Genomic DNA, 21,846 nt, shown 5'->3' on the forward strand with positions numbered 1-21,846 from the left:
TAAAATACAAACAAAAATACAGATTGTAATATAATCAATTCAATTAAGAATTATGGATTTTTTTAAGGCATTTATATTTTTTCCCGATACGATTCAATGGCCGTAATATACTCCGTTTTAAAAGGGGATTAGGAAAAGTGAAAGTAAAAATGTTTCTGGAGTATCCTTTTGATGCCGGGGTTGTGATTTTTGTTTCAATATGATATAGAATTCATTTGAATTCTTTAAATTAGCTTTTTAACATGTAATCCGGGTTTCTGCAACTGACATCTGGAAACCCGATAAATAAATGGATTTATGGAAAAATGGAAAATTTTGCTCATTGCAATAGGGATAGTGTTAGGGATTCAGTCTTGTAAAAAAGTTCCTGAAAATTTTGCTGCATCGGACAAATACCGACTGGTCTGGAATGATGATCCGACCAGTACGCTGACCATAGCCTGGGATCAGAATGACTCGGTAAAGAGCCCGGTGGTTCTTTACAGTGAGACAGACCATGGTCGTAAATACTGGAAATATGAACACGACCAGCAAGCATCCCTGATTCGCAGTAATTATGATATGAATACGCATTTTGCGGGATTATCGGGCTTAAAAGCCAATACTCCTTATTATTTCGTAATAAAAGATGAACGGGGAGTGAGCGAAAGGTACTGGTTTAAAACAGCGCCAGACAGCCCGCAGCCGTTTACTTTTATAACCGGTGGCGACTCTAAAAGCTCCGGAGGACCACTTGAGGCAGGCAGGAACTCAAACCGTATCGTATCAAAACTTCGTCCTTTGTTTGTGGCTTACAACGGCGATTTTACATCAGGAGACGGAACAGACCCGGAAAGGTGGAAGCTGTGGTTGCGCGACTGGCAGGAACTGACCACCACCGATGATGGCAGAATGATTCCTATTGTGCCGGTTCATGGGAACCACGAGGACGGAGACATGGCAAACCTGCCTTATATTTTCAATACTCCATACCAGAATAATGACAGTACCAATGTTTATTATTCGCTGTCGTTTGGAGGTCATTTTTTCCACCTGACCGTACTAAACTCCCAAATTGATGAAGGGGGAGAGCAAAAGGAGTGGCTAAAAAAGGATTTGGAACAACATCGCGATTATACATTTAAAGTGGTAGGTTACCATAAACCGTTTTTTCCTCACACTTCCGGCAAGGCCGAAAATCAATACCAGTATGATCAGTGGGCCTATCTGTTTTATCTGTACGGAGTCAATTTGTCGGTTGACGGTGATTCGCACATGCATAAAATTACTTACCCGTTAAGACCGGATTCTACTGAAAACAGTTTTATGGGTTTTGTTCGTGATGACCAAACCGGAACTCTGTTTGTGGGGGAGGGAAGCTGGGGCGCCCGTCCTCGTATAAACGATGACGATAAACCGTGGACATTAACCAGCGGCTCCCTCAACCAGGTAAAATGGATACATGTTTTGCCGCAAGAAAAAGAAGAGGAAGCACATCTGAAAATATTCACTGTGCCTGCTGCCAATTATGATGAAAGCGATAACCTAATTAGTTTCAATCAGGAAATTGAAGCCTTAACAGAAAAGAACTTATTTGAAATTCCTTTAAATATGAAGTTTTTTGAAACGGGTTCAGCCAGAGAATACGTCAGGTATCCTTTGTTGGGAGATGAATAATTTTACCGGAATGAAAGCAATTAAGGTTAATCCTTATCTGCTTTTTCTTCATTCTCAGAGGATGACGGTTGGCTTTTAAATAGCGATGCCAGATGTTTGAAAGCTTCTTTAAACGACTCGGCGCTTTGGGAGAAGGCATCTTTTGCTTCGGCCCATTTGCCGTCTCCGGCATCATCCATCCTTCGGAATTTGGCTTCCAAATCAGCTTCAATTTCTTTGATTTCAGCCATAATTTCCCTGTATTTTGCCTTCGATTTTTCCTTCAGATCCTCTTTCTTCGATTCCAGTTCTTCTATCCTGGCAAAAAGGTCGTCAATGCCTTTTTTTGCCTTTTCTTTAAATTTTTCTCTGTTCATTTTTTACATTTTAACCCTAGTTCTTATCAAAAGTAGTAAATTTAGTTATTAAAAATTACATGTTATGTATCAGTATAAAGCAACTTTGGGAAAGGTGGTGGATGGCGACACCATCGATTTGGTTATTGATTTGGGGTTTAAGATTACCACCAACCAGCGTATCCGGCTGGCAGGGATCGATACACCGGAAATTTTTAGCGTTGACAGAGACTCTGCTGAATACAGCAGAGGAATGGACGCTAAACTCTTTGTGGAAAACAGGCTTGCGGCGAATAACAACCAGGTAACCATTGAAACGGAAAAATACACGGGGAAATATGGCCGTTACATTGGTACCATTACCCTTGCCGACAGCAATATGACGTTAAACGACGAACTGATTGAAAAAGGATATGCTACAAAGGTAGATTATTAGGAGCGCTCCATCTTTTTTATATCTTTCGCAAAAGTTCAATTATTAAAATACAGAATGAGTGTAAATTCAAAAAAATTCGGTACGGCTCCTGTTTTTTTTACTGCTATTTCTACCATCCTCGGCGCTATTCTTTTCCTCCGGTTCGGTTTTGCCGTTGGCACACTGGGATTCTGGGGCGTTATTCTTATTATTTTGCTGGGGCATTTTGTAACCATTCCCACAGCGCTGGCAATTTCTGAAATTGCTACCAACAAGCGGGTAGAAGGCGGCGGTGAATATTTTATTATTTCACGTTCGTTTGGGTTGAATATCGGGGCCACAATAGGTATTGCACTATTTTTCTCCCAGGCCATCAGCGTTGCATTTTATGTAATTGCCTTTACGGAAGCGTTTGAATTTCTTTTTAATTACATTGCTGAAAATATGGGGTTTGTGCTACCGCGGCAAGTCATCAGTTTGCCGGTTATGCTCGGACTGGCTGTTTTGATAATAAAAAAGGGGGCTAACCTTGGCGTAAAGGCGCTTTATTTTGTGGTTGCTATTCTTTTGGCTTCACTGGTTATGTTTTTTTTGGGAACAACCGGACATGCGGATGAATCGACTTTTAACCTGGCCAATGCCCAGCTTCGCAACCCCCAGGACTTTTTTGTGGTGTTTGCTATTATTTTCCCGGCTTTTACAGGAATGACAGCAGGAGTAGGACTTTCAGGGGATCTGAAAAAACCATCGTTTTCCATTCCGCTGGGTACCACCCTTGCTACCATTTCAGGAATGATTATTTACTTTTTTGTGGTGTACAAACTGGCATTATCGGCGCCGGTCGAAGACCTGTTGGAGCACCAGTTGATTATGACGCGTATTGCCGTGGGCGGGGCGATCGTAATTCCTCTGGGGTTGGCCGCATCCACTATCTCTTCGGCCCTGGGCTCGGTTATGGTGGCGCCGCGTACATTGCAGGCGTTGGCTCTTGACAGGGCCTTCCCGTCAAAACGAATCAATTCATGGCTGGCACGGGGTCGGACAAACGACGGTGAACCGGTTAATGCTTCTCTTGTTACATGTGTCATTGCTTTTGTGTTTGTGGCTTTGGGAGATGTAAACGCCGTGGCTTCCATTATTTCGATGTTTTTTATGGTGACTTACGGTTCTCTCTGTCTCATTTCGTTCCTGAACCATTTTGGATCATCGCCTTCTTACCGACCTTCATTTAAATCGCGTTGGTATATTTCGCTTGCCGGTTTTGTGGTGGCTGTGTGGGTCATGTTTAAAATTAGCACAGTCTACGCATTACTCTCTTTTGTTCTTATTGCTGCCATTTATCTTTATGTGGATCATTACCATAAATCACGAAAAGGTTTTGCTTCCATATTTGCCAATGCGTTGTTTCAGTTAAACCGTAATCTTCAGGTATTGATTCAGAAAAAACAAAGTAAAAAGGAACACAAAGAGTGGCGTCCCAGCGCTATCTGTATTTCCAAGGATTCTTTTAAGCGCGATAAGGCATTCCGGCTGCTCAACTGGATTTCTTACAAATACGGCTTCGGGACCTATTTGCATCATATTGTTGGGTACTATTCCAAAACCACGGCCGAACAGGCCAGGCTGGAGCATAAAAAACTGATTGAGCATGTGAACAACATTGAAAATCATGTGTACATAGATACGCTTATTTCTCCATCGAATACTTCGGCTATTGCCCAGGCCATTCAAATTCCCGGTATTGCCGGAATGGAAAACAATATGGTCATTTTTGAGTTCGACAAGGAAAATCCTTCGAACCTGATGGAAATTATTGACAACTTTGCACTGGTAAATTCAGGTGATTTCGATATTTGTATCCTGTCCAGCAGCAATCGTGAAATTCCATTCAAAAAAGGCATTCATATCTGGATAAATTCCCTGGATACCGAGAATGCAAATCTTATGATCCTGCTGGGTTTTATTATTTCAGGTCACCCCGACTGGAAAAAGGGGCAAATCCAGATTTTTAATATTTGTCACCCCGATGAGGTAGAAAGAACAAAGAAAGCTATGAATGAACTGGTTATTTCCGGGAGGTTGCCCATTTCCGGAAAAAATATTCGCCTGCTTGTTCAAAACCAGGATATTTCAACCAGAGCCATAATAAATGAACATTCGGCCAATGCCGGCCTTACCCTTATCGGAATCCGGGAAGAGCTTGTGAAAAAAGAAAAAGAACAATTGTTTGAAGGTTACAATGAACTGGGAACCGTTTTATTTGTTCATTCAAAAGACCAGAAAACCATAGAATAATGGCACGTTTTATAAAGAGCAGGAGAAAATCGCACGGTGCGATGCCTGGTTCACTTATATTTATCGGGAACCAAAAGATGGAATCCCCTGATATCCGCCTGATGGTTTACAGCCGGGAGAATGTGGAAGAAAAGCATATTGAAAGTGTGGATGAAATTCCGGAGGCAATTCCTGAAGGGGCAGTTATGTGGGTGAATGTTTATGGACTTCAGGACACTGAACTGGTTGCGAAGCTGGGGGAGCGGTTTGCCATTCCCCCGCTGGAACTGGAGGACATTTTGAACACCGACCAGCGGCCTAAGGTGGCTGAAAATGAAAAGAACCTTACCTTTTTTCTGAGAATGCTTGAGTACCGTGAAGAGATTGAACAGGTAACAGGAGATCAGGTTTCCATGGTGTTGTGCGAAAATACAGTCATTACATTTCAGGAAAAACCGGCCCACTATTTTGAGCCTGTGAGGGAAAGAATCCGGAATAACCGCGGACGAATCCGGTATGCAGGTTCCGATTACCTGGCCTACGTACTTATTGATACATTGGTTGACGGTTATATTCACAGCATCGAAAGTTTGGGAACCTACATGGAAGCAATGGAAAAGGAGGTTCTTCATAATTCGCAGAAATCGACGCTCGAAAAAATATACCGGCTCAAAACCAATGTCGGGTTTATCCGAAAGGCTGTTTTTCCGCTTAAAGAGATGATGCTCTTTTTGAATAAAACCGAATCGAAACTTATTCAGCGAAAAACATTTACTTTTCTGAAAGATTTGAATGATTTAACTACCCAAACGCTGGAAGCCGTGGAAATATACCACAATATGGCAAATGATTACCTCAATATTTACCATTCAAATGTGGCCAACCGTACCAATGAAGTGATGAAGGTACTTACTATCTTCGCTTCCATTTTTATTCCCCTTACATTTATTGCCGGAGTTTACGGCACCAATTTCGATTACCTCCCCGAACTGCATTTCAGATACAGCTATTTTGTTATGCTGGGTTTGATGCTGATAATTGCTGTAGCTATGTTGTATTATTTCTGGAGGAAAAAATGGTTGTAAAATAAAAATATATGCAGGTAATTTTAGGAGCGGGAGGAGCTATTGGGAAAGAGCTTGCCAGGGAGTTGAAGAATTTCACTTCAGAAGTGAGGCTTGTTGGGCGGAATCCGCAAAAGATAAATGAAGACGATGAACTTTTTCGGGGCGATTTAACCGATGAATTGTTTGTTGAAAAAGCGGTAAAAGGGGCAGATGTAGCCTACCTCACAGCAGGGTTGCCTTACCAGGCTAAAGTTTGGCAAGAGCAGTGGCCTGTCATCATGCAGCATGTTATTTCGGCTTGTAAACGTCACAAATGCAGGTTGGTGTTTTTTGATAACATATACCTCTATCATCCAGGAAAATTGAGCCCGATGATTGAAGAAACGGAAATTAATCCGGTATCGAAAAAAGGCCAGGTGCGGGCACAAATTGCCGGGATGTTGATGAAGGAAGTCAGCAGTGGAAAGCTGGAAGCTTTGATTGCGCGTTCTGCAGACTTTTATGGTCCCGGAATAGAAAATAGTTTGTTCATGGAGCTGATTGTAAAAAAACTGAAAGCCGGAAAAAAGGCCAATTGGTTCTGTTCTACCCGGAATAAACACAACTTTACGTATACTCCGGACGCAGCGAAGGCGACTGCCTTGCTTGGAAATACGGAAAGTGCATTTGGCCAGGTGTGGCATCTTCCAACGGTTTCCGCACTAACCATGCAGCAGTGGATAGACACTGTGGCAGAGGAACTGAAAACTTCCGGAAAAGTCATGATTATATCCGGATTTATGCTGGGGATGCTGGGCTTCTTTAATCCTGTTTTACGCGAAATGAAAGAGATGCTCTACCAGTACGATCGTGATTACGAGTTCGATAGTTCAAAATTTGAAACGGTTTTTAAAGTTACTCCTACACCGGTAGAAGAGGCTATAAAGGAGATTGTAAAAGGCGGATGATGGCAAAAATTCCTGTATGACTGAGAACCCACTGGTACTTTTCGACGGAGTTTGTAATCTGTGCAACGGAACGGTTGATTTTATTCTGAAAAGAGATAAAAAGAAGCAGTTCCGGTTTGTTCCGCTTCAGTCTGAAGCAGGGGAGAAGCTGAAAAAAAAGTTTTTTGCTGCTGGCGAAATGGACTCGGTCGCTTTAATATACCGGGAAAAAATCTATTTTGAATCTGAGGCTGTGCTGATGATTGCGCGTTTACTTCCCCCTCCGTGGCGTTGGGCAGCGTTTTTTAGGTTGATTCCGGTAGAATGGCGAAACCGCATTTACCGTTGGATTGCCAGGAACCGGTACCGTTGGTTTGGAAAAAAAACAGCCTGCCGTATCCCAACGCCGGAAGAGAAGCGCTTTTTTCCTGAATGGGAGGATTTAAATCTCTAAATCACCTGCTTCGTAATCCTTGAAAAGCTTGGATAATTGCGACAACCATTGACTTAACCGTTTCACAGCTTCCTGGGTTTCGGGTGTAATTTCCTTTTTCTGAATTTTGAGAAGGAGATAACCATACACCCCGTCTATGGCAAGCTGCACGTCATTAGCAGCAGAAGGGTTTTTCTGTTTAAGTTCATTGAGTAATCCGGCTACTGCCTGGAAGACGGAAACATACATCGGATTTATCTGGGTATACATTAAACGTAAATGAAATTCGTTCAGATCGCCAATCAGGTTAGCCAAAAATTGAAGGTGTCCCTTTTCCTGTTTCCCTTCTTTTTCCATCATTACCACCAGGTTTTTATACCAGGCGGAAATTTCAAGGGAGGTATTTTTATCTACCTGGTAGTTTTTTACAAGTTGGTTGTTAATAAGTTCCATGTCAAGATGAAAAGCTCGGATCAAATCTTCAACCTGGTAGAGATATAAAATATACTCGGCAATATTTTCTTTCCGTTTTTGTTTTGCAATTAGCATCGTTTTTCTAATCTGAGGTGATTTGCCGCCATCCGCAGCGATTAAACATTTTCAAATGTACTTAAAAATCAAAAAAATCGTCGAGTTTGCGACGTTCTTTTTTGGTAGGCCTTCCGGCGCCTCTTTCACGGGAACTCCAGTTCATGTGTTTTTGCATTTCCAGCATTTCCAGTTCTTCGGGGGGAGTAATATCTTCCACAAAATCCGAAGTTAGTTTTGCCGACATACGTTTTTCTGCTACGGCCAGTACTTTAAAACTGTATGTGACTGGTTGTTTTCGTACTTTAACCACGTCGCCTGAATGGATTTCGCGAGAAGGTTTTACAGGCAGATCACCCATAAAAACCCTGCCTTTTTTACATGCTTCAGTAGCCAGGCTCCGCGTTTTAAACAACCGGACAGCCCACAGCCACTTGTCTATTCTTACGGACTCTGCCATGTTATTTTCTTTTATTGAAAAAGTTCATGGTGCGCTCGATACCAATGGTGCCATAATTTTGGATTATTTCAATGCAGGTATCTATTTTTTCAGGAAGTTGTTTTTTTTCTTCTGCTGTCCATTCACTTAGTACATAATCTACCTGGAATCCGGGATGAAAATGATCGCCAATGCCAAAACGCAGCCGGGCATAGTCATTTCGTCCCAGAACTTCAGAAATATTCCGGAGCCCGTTATGCCCTCCGTGGCTTCCTTTTGCTTTTACCCGCAATGTACCGAAAGGCAAGGCCAAATCGTCAACAAGCACCAGCATGTTTTCAAGTGGTATTTTTTCTTTTTGCAGCCAATAGTTTACGGCCCGACCACTAAGATTCACGTAGGTTGTCGGTTTCAATAACAAAAAGGTACGTCCTTTAAATTTGTATTCGCCGACAAAACCATAGCGTTTATCACTAAAAACAATATTGGACGCCCCTGCAAGAGCGTCCAATATTTGAAATCCGATGTTGTGACGTGTATTTTTATACTCCGGGCCAATATTTCCAAGCCCTGCAACTAAATACTTCACAAAAAATCATTTTTATAGTTCTTATGATTCAGCCTGTTCAGAAGATTCACCTTCAGAACCTGCTTCTTCTCCTTCGGCTTCTTCTTCATCTTCCGGGAGTGGTACGGCTGATTTTGCTACTCTTGTGGAAACAACACCCACAATCAGATTCGATTTGTTATCGAGAAACTCCAGGTTTTCACGCTTCAACTCATCTACTTTAATGCTATCGCCGATGCCCAGTTTGGTTACATCAATTTCGATGAAGTCAGGCAAGCTTTCTGCCAGCGCTTTAACGCGCAGTTTGCGCATGTTGGTTTTCAGTTTACCACCCGCTTTAATCCCTTTTGCCATCCCAACCAATTTAACCGGAATCCCGATTTTTACCGGTTTGTCATCCTCTACCTTCAGGAAGTCGATGTGGAGAATGTGTTCCTCTACCGGATGCCACTGTACATCCTGGATCATGGCTTTGTGTGTTTCTCCGTTAATTTCAAGATCAATCAGAAAAACATTAGGTGTGTAAACAAACTGCCTTAATTCGCTGAACGGAACCGTCAGGTGAAAAACTTCATCTTTCCCGTACAATACTCCGGGAACCTGTCCCTGTTCGCGTAATTTTTTTGCTTCTTTTTTTCCGAGGCCTTCTCTTTTTTGCCCCTCAATCTTCAATGATTTCATTTTTTTTAATTTACGTTAATAATTATGGTACTCAGTCCTTCCCGAAAATTATCGGGACAAACAGCATGCATAATTAAAAGTGCGAAGAACCATTTTTTGCCGCTTTCAATCAATCAAATGATTATAAGTTGCTTACCGGTTTCAGCACACCCAAAATGCTCCTGCTTTTGGAAAAAGCGGTGCAAAGATAAAAATTAGCGGTAATATAACGAACTTATTGACTGATTTTTATACACCCTTCGAATGGCTTCTCCCAAAGCGTCGGCAACGGTAAGGTATTTTATTTTGCTGCTACCCGGGTTACGTTGGATAGAATCAGTAAAATAGACTTCCTCCAGTACCGAACGTTCAATGCGTTCAATGGCCGGTCCGGAGAGAACGCCATGGGCGGCAAATGCGCGGACACTGTTTGCCCCCTCTTTTTTCATGAGATTGGCAGCCTTGGTGATGGTTCCGGCAGTGTCGATCATATCGTCCACAATAATTACGTCCTTGCCTTTTACATCGCCAATCACAGTCATGCTGTTCACTTCGTTGGCTTTTGCACGTGTTTTATGGCAAATAACCATATCCGACTCCAGCATCCGGGCATAAGTATTGGCCCTTTTGGTGCCTCCCACGTCGGGCGATGCAATGGTGATGTTTCCCAGTCCCATTTTACTGATGTACGGGATGAAAAGTGCCGAAGCGTACAGGTGATCCACCGGCACATCAAAAAATCCCTGGATTTGGTCTGCGTGCAAGTCCATGGTGATTACACGGTCGACACCCGCTGCTGATAGTAAATCGGCCATAAGTTTGGCCCCGATGGAGACACGCGGTTTGTCTTTACGATCCTGTCGGGCAAAGCCAAAATACGGGATAACTGCTACCACGTGCGATGCGCTTGCCCGCTTTGCGGCGTCAACCATTAAAAGTAACTCCAGCAGGTTTTCTGCAGGTGGCGGAGTTGACTGTACAATAAAAACATGGGAACCACGGATGGTTTCTTCGTAGCACGGTTCAAACTCGCCGTCGGCAAAAACCGGACACGACGATTGGCCTAAATCCACATCGAGGCTGTCGCAAATCTTTTCAGTAAGATGCCGGGTTGCCCTACCCGTAAAGATTTTTAAAGGATGATTTTTACTGCCCATTGGTATGTCGTCTTTGTTTTCGTTTTGGAAATACGGTAAAGTTAATGCATTCCCCCTTTTTTTGTCGTGAAATAATAAATTAAATTGCTTTTTCTTAATCACTATTCTTCGTTGATTCGTTAATTTCTTCAATGTATTCAAGGATTTCAACGCTCCCTTCACCTGTTTTCGCTGAAGAAGTAAACCAGGGGGGCATCGTTTCCCATTGCTCAAGCATTTTGTTCTTGTAATGATTTATATTCTCTTCCAGTTCGTCCGGCATGAGCTTATCAGTTTTGGTAAAAATAATGGCAAAGGGAATTTGACTTAGACCCAGCCATCCCATAAATTCAAGATCGATGGTTTGGGGTTCATGACGTGAATCAATCAAAACGAATAGGCAATACAGGTTTTCACGTATTAAGATGTAATTTCTGAAAGATTTCTCCCATTTTTTACGTTCCTGCTTGCCTATTTTTGCATATCCGTAGCCAGGCAAATCAACAAGATACCATTCTTTATTGATGAGAAAATGGTTAATAAGTCTTGTCTTTCCGGGTTTCCCTGATATTTTGGCCAGGGATTTCCGGTTTGTAAGCATATTGATAAGCGATGATTTCCCTACATTGGACCGGCCGATAAAGGCATACTCAGGCCTGTCGGGGCGGGGGCATTTATCCACATCGGTATTACTAATTATAAAACGGGCATCTTTTATCTCCATAAAGGAATAATTTCCATGTGTAAATTTCGCAAAAAAATAAAATCGAAAAATGAATAATTCTATTTAATGTAAACCTCCAGGGTCTTCACGTCCGGAGTAAGAGGAACTAACCGGAATGTTTCAAGGCTTGCCGGAACTAAAACCGTTTCTCCTTTTTCAATAACTTCCTCTCCGTTTTCAAATTCAATACTGAAGCGCCCTTCAAGATTCATGTAAACAATGAATGAATCGAGCAGGTGGTAATCTTTTTCCACTTCTTCAGAAAAATGAAGTACGTTGGTGGTAAAATATTCGCAATGTACAATTTCCGACGATTTATTTTTTTCGACGTTATATTTTGTTTTGTAATCTTCAAGGTATGTGAAGTCAATGGCTTCGAGCGCTAAATCGGTGTGCAGTTCGCGTGTATTTCCCTGGGCATCTTTCCGGTCGTAATCATATATACGGTAGGTAATGTCAGAGGTTTGCTGGATTTCTGCCAGCAAAACGCCCTTGCAAATAGCATGCACTCTTCCGGCAGGCATAAAAAATACATCGCCGGGATCCACTTCATCGTAACAAAGAACTTCGGTCAGCTTTCCATTACGCAGGTATTCTAAATATTCCTCCCGCGTAATTTGCCTGTTGAATCCGGCGTTAATTAGCCCTCCTTTGTCGGCATGAATAACGTACCACATTTCAGTTTTTCCATACGCGTTATGCCTTTCTGCGGCCATTTCATCATTGGGATGCACCTGAATGGAAAGGTCGTCATTCGCATCAATAAATTTAAAAAGAAGAGGGAACTCAAGGCCATACTTTTTGTACACTTTGTCGCCTACCAGGTCGCCCATGTATACTTCCACCAGTTCGGTTAAATTATTTCCTTTCAGAAAACCGTTACTAACTTCTGAAATATGCCCTTCCACGGCCGATATCTCCCAACTTTCCCCGCAATTTGGATGCGAACTGAAATCTTTCCCAAGTATAGTTTTTATGCGATTTCCGCCCCAGATTTTTTCTAAGTAAATGGGATTAAATTTCAACGGATACAAACCGGCCATGATTTATAAATTTTTTAAAAGATAATTTACTAATTGTCGGGTCGAATAAGCTAGCATTGTTACAATGATGCCTGTCAGAAATAGAAATCTACTGCGGCACGTTCTGCTGTGGTTTCATTGATCCTTTTTACCACTTTCAGGTGCTCCGGGTGTTCGCGGTACGCATCCAAATCCTTCTCCGATTCGAAGTGGGATATTAGTGCAATGTCGTAACTTTTGGCGTTAAGTTCGTAATTTACACCCACTTCTATGTATTTTGCTTCAAATATTTTGTGTTGAAGACCTTCGAGCATCTCTTTCAGTTCAGCAATAATCCCGGCCTTTTTTTCCTCCGGAAATTCTTTCAGTTTAAAAAGTACTACATGGTTTATCATATCGCAATGAATTTTTGTACCTTCGTTTTCCGGCCGCGAAATTAATGTTTTCCGGGCAGGAAATTAAGTAAAAACTTTAAATTCAGTCAATATTAACAATAAACTAAAAAGATGCTCCACTATTTAAATATTGAAGAAGTTCTTTTCACCGACATTGAAACAGTACCGCAAGCACCTGAATACAATGACCTGAATGAGAAATGGAAACAATTGTGGGAACATAAAATGCAATTCCAAATCAATACTGATGAGCCTGCGGAGGTTTTATATGATCGGGCCGGAATTTATGCTGAATTTGGTCGCATTATTTGTATTTCGGTGGGGTATGTCTTTCAAAAACAGGGAGAATTGTTTTTTCGGGTGAAATCTTTTTACGATGAGGATGAAAAGGAGCTAATCCAGAACTTTTTTAATGCGCTGGAAGCCTTTTCCCGGAAAGGGAAACGCAGGCTTTGTGCACATAACGGGCAGGAGTTCGATTTTCCATACATTGCCCGTCGGGCACTGGTGAACAATCTTGTTTTGCCCAAAATCCTGGATATTGCAGGCGCAAAGCCATGGGAAATAAAGGATCAGTTGATTGATACCCTTCAGCTTTGGAAATTTGGGGATTATAAGCATTACACCTCTTTGTCCCTGTTGTGTGAATTGTTTAATATCCCAACGCCGAAGGACGATATAGATGGCAGTCAGGTAGCCGGTATTTATTGGGAAGAGAATGATATTGACCGCATTGTTCGTTATTGTGAAAAGGATACGTTGGCTGTGGCCAATTTATTGCTAAAGTACAAAGGCGACAAAATTATTCCGATCGAGAATATGGAAGTGGTATAAACGTAAGAGGCGATTAATCATTCGAGATCATCTTTCCTGCACCATTTTCATTGTTGCTATTGGCACATTCCCAAATCCGGGGCACAGAAAATAATTATTTTCTTTAAAAACGGGAGGCACGTTCAATATCGCGCTGGGCATCTTTCCTTTTGAGGGTTTCACGTTTATCATACATCTTTTTTCCGCGCGCCAGGGCAATTTCAAGCTTGGCCAGCCCACGGTCGTTAATAAAAAGCCGGGTAGGGATAATGGTTAACCCCGATTCTTTTATTTTGCGTTCCAGTTTTTGCAGTTCTTTTTTACTGAGTAACAATTTCCGGTCGCGTTTGGCCGAGTGGTTATTGCAGGTTCCGAGTTCGTATTCAGCAATATGGATATTTTTGGCGTAAAGTTCTCCGGCAAAAAACTGGCAGTAAGCTTCGTTCAGGCTCACTTTTCCGTTACGAATCGATTTTATTTCTGTGCCCACCAACTGCATCCCTGCAACCAGCTTTTCAATCAATTCGAATTCAAATGAAGCTTTCCTGTTTTTTACGTTGATATTTCCTTTTAAATGTGTCATTACAAAAATGCAGTTAATAACCTCGACAATAAAACACTTAAAAAGCTAAATACAAAAAAATTTGCCAGAATAGTCACCAGAATATAACTGCTTTGCTTCTTTTCAGGAAAAACCAGCAATTCGCTTACTCCTGTCCAAAAGATGTAAAAGCCATATAAACCCAATATATTTGCAACATAAAGAAAGGGAAATAAACCTGTAACAAACGATACCAGTAAGTATGGCGTAAGAGAGTAAACGACCAGTTTTCGGGCTGTGTGCATGTTCTTCTCCCCGCCAAAAGCCTTTATTAATTCGTTGGTCAGAAAGGCTGAAATTACATATTGTAACAGGAACAAGACAATTTCCCGGCTGGCTTTCATCAACGGGAAAGTTATATAAAACCGGGAACCCCTTAGCATTTCGCTGGCAAATACCCCCAGAGCTACCAATAGTAAAAGCGGAATAAAATATCCTGTCAGTAGTTTCATCTGACTGGGTTGCTCCTGTTTTTGTTTTTCCCAAAATGTTTTTGGTTCGAGTATGACTTCTTTAATATTGTGGACAATTCTCTTGAATGATTTCTGCATGGCTCACTTTAGTTTCGGTGCAAAAATACATTTTATTCGCCGAACTATACAACGGGGTTTACAACATTAGGCTGGATTGACGCGTGTTTTATTATGCGGTACAGAATTTCTTATTCCGGAATAAATTAATTCAGAGACTTTTAAAAATGAACACGTTTGTCTAAAAAAGACAGGGTTCCAAAGTGCAACAGAAAGCAGGCATTTACTACAACACAAATGAACCATGCAAAAAGTAGCCGGGTGTCTCTGTTTATAAAGTATTGTTGCAGATGTTATTTTGATTTAACCGACTGGCTTTTTCGTTCATTCAGTAGTTTTTCCAGTGCAAACATCTCGTCGCGCAGGCGTGCAGCTTCTATAAAATCCAGTTCCTTTGCCGCTGCTTTCATCTGTTTTTTTAGTTTTTCGATGGTTTTTTCCAGTCCGCTGACGCTCATGTATTGAACTACCGGGTCGGCCGCTACATCGGGCAGGCCGGATTCGCCGTATTCCACTGGTTTTTTGCCTCCCCGAAACTCGTATCCGATAATTTCACGGGTGGGCTTGATGATTTGCGTGGGAACAATGTTATTTTCCTCGTTGTATTTCAATTGCTTTTCACGACGGTAGTTGGTAGAGTTGATGGTCCGCTGCATGGAGTCGGTGATTTTGTCGGCATACATGATGACCATTCCGTTCAAATTCCGGGCAGCCCGACCGGCAGTTTGGGTAAGAGACCGTTCGGATCGTAAAAAACCTTCCTTGTCGGCATCGAGAATAGCAACCAGCGAAACTTCAGGTAAATCAAGTCCTTCCCGTAATAAATTGATTCCCACCAGTACGTCGAACTCGCCTTTGCGTAATTGTTCCATAATTTCCACCCGTTCCATGGTGTCCACATCGGAGTGGATATAACGGGTTTTTACCCCCATGTTCAGCAGGTATTTGGAGAGTTCCTCCGCCATTCGTTTGGTAAGGGTGGTTACCAACACCCGTTCGTTCTTTTCTGTACGCAGGTGAATCTCGTGCATCAAATCGTCAATTTGGTTGGCGCTGGGCCTTACATCGATTATGGGGTCGAGCAAACCGGTTGGCCGAATGATTTGTTCCACAATTACCCCTTCGGATTTGGCCAGTTCATAATCAGCAGGCGTTGCGCTCACATAAACCACCTGATTTACTATATTTTCGAATTCCTCAAATTTTAGGGGGCGGTTGTCAATGGCTGCCGGAAGCCGGAATCCATATTCTACCAGCGTTATCTTACGTGAATTGTCGCCGCCGTACATGGCGCGGATTTGGGGAATGGTTACGTGGCTTTCATCTATAATAGCCAGAAAATCGTCAGGGAAATAATCCAACAGGCAGAAGGGCCTCGATCCCGGGCGGCGTCCGTCAAAATAACGCGAGTAGTTTTCGATGCCCGGACAGTAACCGAGTTCACGCATCATCTCCAGATCATATTCCACCCGCTCCTGAATACGTTTGGCTTCCTGCGGTTTTCCAATGCTTTTGAAATAGTCGATCTGCGCTACCAGGTCGTCCTGTATTTGCCGAATCGCCGCTTGCATGCGCGACTTGGTGGTTACAAAAATGTTGGCCGGATAAATTACTACCTCATTCAGTTGTTCCAGTATTTGACCGGTAAGCGGATCAAAACCGGAGATCTCCTCAATTTCGTCACCCCAAAAAACAACACGGATAGCCGTATCGGCATAGGCCGGATAAATATCTACGGTGTCACCTTTTACCCGGAAATTTCCGCGTTGAAAATCCGCCTCACTACGTGAATAAAGTGCATCCACTAATTGGCGGAGCATGGCGTTTCGTGCAATGGCCTGGCCTGTTTTTAGTTCGGTTATATTGGCATGAAAGTCTTCCGGGTTTCCAATGCCATACAAACACGATACGGACGATACTACCACCACGTCGCGACGCCCTGAAAGCAAGGATGAAGTAGCGCTGAGCCGCAGTTTTTCAATGTCCTGGTTAATGGAAAGATCCTTTTCGATGTAAGTATCGGTAGTTGGCAGGTAAGCCTCGGGTTGGTAATAGTCGTAATACGAAACAAAGTATTCCACTGCATTTTCAGGGAAAAACTGTTTCATTTCACTGTAAAGCTGGGCGGCCAGTGTTTTGTTGTGACTGAGAATTAGCGCGGGCCGCTGAACTTTTTCAATTACGTTGGCCATGGTAAACGTCTTTCCCGAGCCGGTAACGCCCAGCAGGGTCTGGTATTGTTCACCTGCATCCAACCCTTCGGCCAGTTGGCGGATGGCCTCCGGTTGATCCCCGGTGGGGCGGTAATCTGAAACGATTTTGAATTGCATGATGCAAATCTAACGAACGGATCGAAAAAAAATACGAAATTCTCTGTATTTCTCCTGAATGGAAATATTTTTTACAGTTTGAGGTTTCGGTAGATCGCATTTTTAAAATAAAATTAGCCATACCCTCAAACCGGGTGAGAGTATGGCCACTTTCAATTGGAGTTATTCTGTTTTTCGGAAGGGGTTATTCGCCACCTCCGCCAATTTGCTTGCTGCGTTCAATGGATTGAAGCGCCAGGTAGTTATCTCCAAATTTTTTGAGGTTTTCCATTTCGTCGTCAAACTGATTGAAGTGTCGTTCTTCGTCCTCCACCAGTTCTTCAAATAACTTTTTGGAAACCGAATCGGCATTCTGAGAGCATTCATTGGCCCATTTGTTGTAATCTTCGGCACTCGATTCCTCCATTTGAACTGCCAGCTCCAGCATTTTCCGCACATCCTGGATTTTTTTCACATCTTCTGCCACTGTCATATCCACATCACCTTTCAGGAAAAGAATACGTTCTGCCAGTTTTTCAACGTGAACCATTTCTTGAATGGCAGTCCTTTTGAAAAGGTTGGCAAGCAAATCATACCCCTGGTCGTCGCAATGAAAATGGAAATACATATACTGGTGAACTGCTGCAAGTTCATCGGCAACTGCCGCATTTAATAATTCAATACTTTTTTCTTTCATTTTTGATGAATTTTGGTTTTAGGTGAAAATAGTAAAAATATCACCCTCAAAAAAATAAGGAAGTACAATTTAATCAAACTTAATCTTAAATCAATTTACCTGGGGTGTGTTGTATTTGCCTTATGCCTTGTTGTAAGCAGAATCATGTTTATCCCACAGAGACCCTACAATCCAAATGGATAACCTGGTTCGTGGAAATGTTGGATTGGGCAGGACAGGAGTGAGGAATATGTTTTATTTTGAACGGAGCATATCACTCATTCTGAAAACAAATTCTTTTTGTTCTTTTCGTGTAAGATGTTGGGCCTTTCTTTTTTTCTCCTCTTCTGAAAAGTGAGCTTCATTAACCGGAAACCCTATTGCAAACACGGTAACCGGCTCGAAATTTTCTGTGTCGAGTTGCAGGAGCCCGGCTGCTTTTTCTTTGTCGAACCCACCCATTTGGTGTACTTGTAATCCCATTCCGGCCGCCTGGATAGCTATGGAAACATTGGCTGCGCCCATGTCGTGCAGGGCTTTCCCATTGGGGCGGTTGTTGGCATCAATTTTTTTCTTCATCACAGAAACCATCAGTACCTGTGCGTGCTTTGCCCAAACCTGGTTTCCTTCGCTGAGGCAATCCACAAGCTGTTGAAAAGCGTTGCCGTCGGTTTTTTCGGCATAGTAATAATTCCATGGTTGAGCGTTTCGGGAAGAGGGCGCCTGGCGTGCCGCTTCAAAAAGTAATTCCAGCATTTCGCTGGTAACTGCCTCCTGGCTAAAAGTTCGCGGGCTCCACCGGTTTTTTATCGCCTCATTTAATGTTAACTTTTTTTTATCGTTTTTCATTGCTCTATCGTTTTAAAAATTCGTTACAACCTGTTACTTTGATTTCTCAGAAATAACAGGCCTCCTGGTTTTTGGTAACGATAAAGTCTCCATTTTGTTGAAGAGCCGGGGAAATATTCCATCTCACCTTCGAAATCATGCACTTTCGAATTGGAAATGACCTGCGCCGTTATTTTTTTATTAATCTGTTATGCGTCATATTTCTTCTGCATTTTCTCCTATGATTACGATGGAAGGGGTTTCGGGTTGGTGCTTTTGAAAAAACGAATCTATTTCTCCCATTGTGGTGGAAAATCCTCTTTGGTTTTTCTGCGAAATTCTGGAAAGAATCTGAATTGGCGTGGAAAGGGGCAACCCTTTTTCTGCAAGTTTTTCCGACAGTTCTTCCAGATGGATCAATCCCATATAGGACACCACCGGAGAGCCGGTTTTCAGGATATTAAGCAGCGATTCCAATTCCGGGAATTGGCCATCAACCTTCCGGCAGGCGTAAAAAAGTAACATGTTGTTTTTGCCCCGTTCAGTCAAAGGAACTGAAAATAATGATGAGCCGGCAATGCCTGCAGTAACTCCCGGAATGACCTCAAATGTGAGGTTATTTTCTTTACAAAATCTGATTTCTTCAGCGCCCCGGCCAAAAACCATGGGATCCCCGGTTTTGAGCCGTACCACTTTTTTATTTTTTCTTGCCCAGTATAAAAACTGTTGGTGTATGGCATTTTGCCTTTCAACCGGATTCTGACCGTCGTTGTTTAACTTCCCGACATATTTTTTTTCTGTTTGGGGGTTGGCCAGTTTTAGTATTTCGTCGCCAATCAGCGCATCGTACAAAATCACGTCGGCATTTTTAAGCCTTTTCAGGGCTTTCACCGTTAGTAAATCCGGATCACCCGGCCCGGCACCAACGATAGAGATTAAATGCGATAGGCCCATTCCTGCAGTTCTTTTAAATAATCCATGGGGCTGGGATACTTAAAAGTATAGCCCAGCCGCTGGATCAGTTTGTCGCTATTTACAATTTTGTACTTTACCGGCGTTTCAACAAATCCCGGAGCCGGTAATTCAGTCACTTCCGATGCTTTGGTATAAAATTCCTTTTTTGTCGGGTGCTCCGGGCTGACTGCATTCAAAACCTCTCCCCAGATATCCTTTTCAATAATATCAGTCATGATGTTTACACAATCGATGCGATGAATGAGGTTTACCGGTACATTGCCCGGTATGTTTTGTTTTCCGGCTAAAAAACGTGCGGGATTCCGGTTGGCCCCAATCAATCCGCCAAAACGCACAATGGTTGTTTGAAGGCCTTCCTCTTCCTGTAACATTTTTTCGGCCTTTAAAATGGCCTGTCCGCTTGGCTTTTCCGTGTTTCCTTCCTCACCCTCACGCACTACGCTATTTGTTGCTTCGTAGACCGAGGTGGAGGAAATAAACAACACTTTTGGGATTTTTAACTGGCGGATAAGTTTGATGATTTGCCCCATTTGCCCCGGGAAAATGTCCGAAATATTCTCCACCCGTTTCGGCGGAATGGCAATAACCAGCACGTCGGTATTAAAAAAGCTGAAGTAGTCGATAACGACCGATTCGGGCTTAATCCGGATATAGAAAGGTTGAATGCCGCTAAATTCAAGCTCATTATACCTGCCGGCAGTTCCGGTGGAGCCTTTCACGATGTACCCTTTTGACATCAGCTTTTTTCCCAGTTCAGCGCCCAGCCAGCCGCAGCCTAATATTGATATTGTTTTACGCATTTTTTATTGGATTATTCATTGTTTTTTGAGTATCAGTGCCTGAATTCTTTTCCTTCCCTGATTTCCTTTACATAGTTTTTTCGTATGACGAAATCTCCAAATCGTTCGCCTTTATTTCTTGAACTGGCAAAATCTTTAAATAGAAGTTCCAGTTCCTGAAGTATTTCCGGTTCGGCAATAGTCTCGCGGTAAAGCGTGTTCAACCTGTCTCCTTCAAAACTGCCGCCCAGATAGAGATTGTAATGTCCCTGAGATTTGCCGATGAGGCCTATTTCTGCCATGGAGGGCCTTCCGCAACCGTTTGGGCAGCCTGTCATGCGAATAACCATTTCTTCTTTCAGCAGATTATATTTCTCAAGGATTCCTTCCATTTTTGTTATGAGTGAAGGTAGATATCTTTCTGCTTCGGCAAATGCCAGCGGACAGGTAGGCAACGCCACACAGGAAATTGAGTTTTTTCTTAGTCCTGAAATTGAGTGAGGCGAAACATTATGCTTTTTAAGAATGGCATTTATTTTTGTTTTAACTTTTTCAGAAACACCGGAGAGAATTACGTTCTGGTTGCCGGTCAGAATAAAATTGCCGTCGCTTATTCCGGCTGCTTCTCTCAGCGCGTCTTTTACTCTTTTGTCGCCTTCATTTTTTACGCGACCGCCCTCCACAAAGTAGGTAAGGTGCCATTTTTCATCCGTTCCTTTTTTCCAGCCGTAGCTGTCGCCCATATGAGTTAGTTTGAACGGTGCGGGTTTTTCGAGAGGATAACCAAGGTATTTTTGCAGCTCATTTTCAAACCATTCCAACCCGCGGTGATCAATGGTGTATTTTAAACGTGCCTGTTTCCGGTCTTTCCGGTTTCCATAATCGCGTTGTACCGCCACTACCTTCTCTGCCACATCAATAACTTGCTCCGGCTTGCAAAAGCCGATTACGCTACCAGCCCGCGGATACGTTTCGGGAATTCCAAATGTGGAGCCCAAACCACCACCCACAATAACGTTATAGCCTTTGATTGTGTCGTTTTCAACTATGGCGATGAGTCCCAGATCCTGCGAAAAAACATCACAGTCGTTGTTGGGCGGAATAACGATTCCTATTTTAAACTTTCGTGGCAGGTATCTGTCGCCGTAAAGTGGTTCAACTGTTTCTTTGCTGCTGGCAACAAGTTTCTTGTCGAGCCAGATTTCGTGGTACGCATTGGTTTTGGGCAGCAAATGATTTCCTATTTTTTTTGCCAGTCCGATGACCTCTGCGTGCAGCGGCGATTCGGCCGGATTGGCATGGCAAACAACATTTCTGTTCACATCGCCACATGCGGAGATGGTGTCCAGCAGGCTTTCGTTGATTTTTTGAATGGTTGTTTTCAGGTCTTTCTTTAAAATCCCGTGTAACTGGAATGTTTGCCGGGTAGTCATTTTAAGTGAGCCATTGCCGTATTTTTCAGACAATGAATCCATGCTGAGCCATTGTTCAGGCGTTACCATCCCACCGGGCATTCTTACCCTGATTAAAAACGACCAGGCCGGTTCCAGTTTCTGGTGTTTCCTTTCCTTGTCGATGTCGCGATCTGATTGCTGATAAATTCCATGAAATTTGGAAATTTGCCTGTCATCGGGGGCAATGGAGCCACTAATGGGATCTATCAGGCTTTCGGCCAATGTTCCGCGTAAAAAACTGCTGTCGTATTTTATTTTCTCTACTTCTGAAAGTTCTTCCCAGTTAATTGTATCGTTCATTTC

24 protein-coding genes are annotated in these 21,846 nt (G+C 42.7%); 7 read left to right on the plus strand and 17 right to left on the minus strand.

Going from position 1 to position 21,846, the window contains the following annotated elements; translation table 11 throughout:
* The first annotated feature begins 297 nt into the window (after positions 1–297).
* Complete coding sequence (locus tag D1164_RS11680; protein WP_119350161.1) at positions 298–1,656, plus strand: purple acid phosphatase family protein; 1,359 nt, start codon at positions 298–300, stop codon at positions 1,654–1,656.
* A 26-nt stretch (positions 1,657–1,682) separates the two neighbouring features.
* Here the strand turns inward: D1164_RS11680 and D1164_RS11685 are convergent, their stop codons facing one another.
* Positions 1,683–2,012, minus strand: coding sequence for a sll1863 family stress response protein (locus D1164_RS11685; RefSeq protein WP_119350162.1), 330 nt, complete (start codon positions 2,010–2,012; stop codon positions 1,683–1,685).
* 64 nt (positions 2,013–2,076) lie between these two features.
* Between D1164_RS11685 and D1164_RS11690 the strand changes: the two genes are divergently transcribed.
* The 5 genes from D1164_RS11690 to D1164_RS11710 are packed head-to-tail and all read left to right on the plus strand — an operon-like array spanning position 2,077 to position 7,127.
* Positions 2,077–2,427: a thermonuclease family protein gene (locus D1164_RS11690; RefSeq protein ID WP_119350163.1), complete on the plus strand. Its 351-nt coding sequence runs from the start codon at positions 2,077–2,079 to the stop codon at positions 2,425–2,427.
* 54 nt (positions 2,428–2,481) lie between these two features.
* On the plus strand, positions 2,482–4,701 hold the full coding sequence (locus D1164_RS11695) for an amino acid permease (RefSeq protein WP_119350164.1): 2,220 nt from the start codon (positions 2,482–2,484) through the stop codon (positions 4,699–4,701).
* The gene (corA, locus tag D1164_RS11700; protein ID WP_119350165.1) at positions 4,701–5,765 is read left to right on the plus strand and encodes a magnesium/cobalt transporter CorA; all 1,065 of its coding nucleotides are present in this window, start codon (positions 4,701–4,703) and stop codon (positions 5,763–5,765) included. The genes D1164_RS11695 and corA overlap by 1 nt, the downstream gene beginning before the upstream one ends.
* Positions 5,766–5,776: 11 nt before the next feature.
* Positions 5,777–6,694, plus strand: a complete 918-nt coding sequence (locus tag D1164_RS11705) for an NAD-dependent epimerase/dehydratase family protein (RefSeq protein WP_119350166.1) — start codon at positions 5,777–5,779, stop codon at positions 6,692–6,694.
* A gap of 16 nt (positions 6,695–6,710) precedes the next feature.
* A complete protein-coding gene (locus tag D1164_RS11710) occupies positions 6,711–7,127 on the plus strand; it encodes a thiol-disulfide oxidoreductase DCC family protein (protein WP_119350167.1) in 417 nt (138 codons plus the stop codon).
* On the opposite strand, the gene D1164_RS11715 is transcribed toward D1164_RS11710, so the two are convergent.
* The 8 genes from D1164_RS11715 to D1164_RS11750 all read right to left on the minus strand — a co-directional run bounded on the left by D1164_RS11715 (position 7,116) and on the right by D1164_RS11750 (position 12,578).
* Positions 7,116–7,655 (minus strand): DUF4924 family protein, encoded by a 540-nt coding sequence (locus D1164_RS11715; protein WP_119350168.1) that lies wholly within the window; start codon positions 7,653–7,655, stop codon positions 7,116–7,118. The two genes, D1164_RS11710 and D1164_RS11715, sit on opposite strands and share 12 nt — an antisense overlap.
* Before the next feature lie 61 nt (positions 7,656–7,716).
* Positions 7,717–8,094: an RNA-binding S4 domain-containing protein gene (locus D1164_RS11720; protein WP_119350169.1), complete on the minus strand. Its 378-nt coding sequence runs from the start codon at positions 8,092–8,094 to the stop codon at positions 7,717–7,719.
* A 1-nt stretch (position 8,095) separates the two neighbouring features.
* Positions 8,096–8,662, minus strand: coding sequence for an aminoacyl-tRNA hydrolase (pth, locus tag D1164_RS11725; protein ID WP_119350170.1), 567 nt, complete (start codon positions 8,660–8,662; stop codon positions 8,096–8,098).
* A gap of 21 nt (positions 8,663–8,683) precedes the next feature.
* Positions 8,684–9,322, minus strand: a complete 639-nt coding sequence (locus D1164_RS11730; protein ID WP_119350171.1) for a 50S ribosomal protein L25/general stress protein Ctc — start codon at positions 9,320–9,322, stop codon at positions 8,684–8,686.
* 194 nt (positions 9,323–9,516) lie between these two features.
* Complete coding sequence (locus D1164_RS11735) at positions 9,517–10,458, minus strand: ribose-phosphate pyrophosphokinase (RefSeq protein WP_119350204.1); 942 nt, start codon at positions 10,456–10,458, stop codon at positions 9,517–9,519.
* 94 nt (positions 10,459–10,552) lie between these two features.
* Complete coding sequence (gene yihA / locus D1164_RS11740; protein ID WP_119350172.1) at positions 10,553–11,161, minus strand: ribosome biogenesis GTP-binding protein YihA/YsxC; 609 nt, start codon at positions 11,159–11,161, stop codon at positions 10,553–10,555.
* 59 nt (positions 11,162–11,220) lie between these two features.
* Positions 11,221–12,204, minus strand: coding sequence for a type I phosphomannose isomerase catalytic subunit (locus tag D1164_RS11745; protein WP_119350173.1), 984 nt, complete (start codon positions 12,202–12,204; stop codon positions 11,221–11,223).
* 74 nt (positions 12,205–12,278) lie between these two features.
* A complete protein-coding gene (locus D1164_RS11750) occupies positions 12,279–12,578 on the minus strand; it encodes a Dabb family protein (RefSeq protein WP_119350174.1) in 300 nt (99 codons plus the stop codon).
* A 111-nt stretch (positions 12,579–12,689) separates the two neighbouring features.
* On the opposite strand from D1164_RS11750, the gene D1164_RS11755 reads away from it, so the two are divergent.
* Positions 12,690–13,412 carry a 3'-5' exonuclease gene (locus D1164_RS11755; protein WP_119350175.1) on the plus strand — a complete coding sequence of 241 codons (723 nt, stop codon included), beginning with the start codon at positions 12,690–12,692 and terminating at the stop codon, positions 13,410–13,412.
* 103 nt (positions 13,413–13,515) lie between these two features.
* Here the strand turns inward: D1164_RS11755 and smpB are convergent, their stop codons facing one another.
* The 8 genes from smpB to D1164_RS11795 form a co-directional block, all read right to left on the minus strand.
* Complete coding sequence (gene smpB / locus D1164_RS11760; RefSeq protein ID WP_119350176.1) at positions 13,516–13,974, minus strand: SsrA-binding protein SmpB; 459 nt, start codon at positions 13,972–13,974, stop codon at positions 13,516–13,518.
* Complete coding sequence (locus D1164_RS11765; protein WP_119350177.1) at positions 13,974–14,543, minus strand: Yip1 family protein; 570 nt, start codon at positions 14,541–14,543, stop codon at positions 13,974–13,976. The genes smpB and D1164_RS11765 overlap by 1 nt, the downstream gene beginning before the upstream one ends.
* Before the next feature lie 272 nt (positions 14,544–14,815).
* Positions 14,816–16,852, minus strand: a complete 2,037-nt coding sequence (uvrB, locus tag D1164_RS11770; RefSeq protein WP_119350178.1) for an excinuclease ABC subunit UvrB — start codon at positions 16,850–16,852, stop codon at positions 14,816–14,818.
* 184 nt (positions 16,853–17,036) lie between these two features.
* Positions 17,037–17,528: a bacterioferritin gene (locus D1164_RS11775; protein ID WP_119350179.1), complete on the minus strand. Its 492-nt coding sequence runs from the start codon at positions 17,526–17,528 to the stop codon at positions 17,037–17,039.
* 234 nt (positions 17,529–17,762) lie between these two features.
* A complete protein-coding gene (locus tag D1164_RS11780; protein WP_119350180.1) occupies positions 17,763–18,356 on the minus strand; it encodes a nitroreductase family protein in 594 nt (197 codons plus the stop codon).
* A gap of 195 nt (positions 18,357–18,551) precedes the next feature.
* Complete coding sequence (cobA, locus tag D1164_RS11785; RefSeq protein WP_119350181.1) at positions 18,552–19,289, minus strand: uroporphyrinogen-III C-methyltransferase; 738 nt, start codon at positions 19,287–19,289, stop codon at positions 18,552–18,554.
* Complete coding sequence (locus D1164_RS11790) at positions 19,271–20,110, minus strand: Rossmann-fold NAD(P)-binding domain-containing protein (protein ID WP_119350182.1); 840 nt, start codon at positions 20,108–20,110, stop codon at positions 19,271–19,273. The genes cobA and D1164_RS11790 overlap by 19 nt, the downstream gene beginning before the upstream one ends.
* Positions 20,111–20,142: 32 nt before the next feature.
* Positions 20,143–21,843, minus strand: coding sequence for an NADPH-dependent assimilatory sulfite reductase hemoprotein subunit (locus D1164_RS11795; RefSeq protein ID WP_119350183.1), 1,701 nt, complete (start codon positions 21,841–21,843; stop codon positions 20,143–20,145).
* Between the last annotated feature and the right edge of the window lie 3 nt (positions 21,844–21,846).

This window comes from Mariniphaga sediminis, assembly GCF_003573545.1.
GTDB classification, from domain to species: Bacteria; Bacteroidota; Bacteroidia; order Bacteroidales; family Prolixibacteraceae; genus Mariniphaga; species Mariniphaga sediminis.